General features: G+C 64.7%; 1 protein-coding gene and 1 pseudogene. Both read left to right on the top strand.

The window, feature by feature from the left end; genetic code table 11:
* A pseudogene (locus tag EOA22_RS39780) lies at positions 1–113 on the top strand (ABC transporter permease); the annotation flags it as partial.
* Between the two features lie 5 nt (positions 114–118).
* The coding region (locus EOA22_RS36100; protein ID WP_164756308.1) for an ATP-binding cassette domain-containing protein at positions 119–692 on the top strand (574 nt) is incomplete at its 3' end.

The following is a 692-nucleotide window of genomic DNA, read 5'->3' as shown; positions in this document are numbered from 1 at the left end:
GCATGATCCTGCTCGGCATCTCGCCCTATATCCAGCAGACCGTGCAGGGCCTGATGATCATCGCCGCGGTGGCGCTGTCGCTCGATCGCGTTCGCCTCAGGATCGTCAAGTGAGCGCCATGCTGAACGCATCCGGCATCATCAAGAACTTTCCCGGCGTCCAGGCGCTGCGCGACGTTTCGATCGAAGTCCGGCCGAACGAGGTGGTAGGCCTGATCGGCGAGAACGGCGCCGGCAAGTCGACGCTGATGCGCGTGCTGGCCGGCAGCTACCGGCCGGATGGCGGCAGCCTGACGCTGGACGGCGAACAGCTGCGCATGCGCAGTCCGCGCGACGCGGCACGGCACGGCATCGGCATGGTGTTCCAGGAACAGTCGCTGGTGCTCAATCTGACCGTCGCCGAAAACATCTATCTCGGCGAGGAGGATCGCTTCACCCGCTTCGGCATCGTCAACTGGCGCGCCATGAACGCGGCGGCGCGCCGGCAGTTGGCCAAGATCGGCATCGACATCGATGTCACGGCGCGCACCTCCGAACTCACCTTCGCGGCGCGCCAGATGGTCGAGCTGGCCAAGGCGCTGACATTGGAGGAAGTGGTCGAACGGCAGTTGCTCATTTTGCTCGACGAGCCGACCTCGGTGCTCAACGCCGCCGATATCGAAGTGCTGTTCGCGCGCGTGCGCTCGCTCAAAT

Origin of the sequence: Mesorhizobium sp. M7A.F.Ca.US.014.04.1.1, assembly GCF_003998745.1 — a bacterium.
Taxonomy (GTDB): Bacteria; Pseudomonadota; Alphaproteobacteria; order Rhizobiales; family Rhizobiaceae; genus Mesorhizobium; species Mesorhizobium ciceri.
This window is presented reverse-complemented; position numbering and strand designations above follow the sequence as displayed.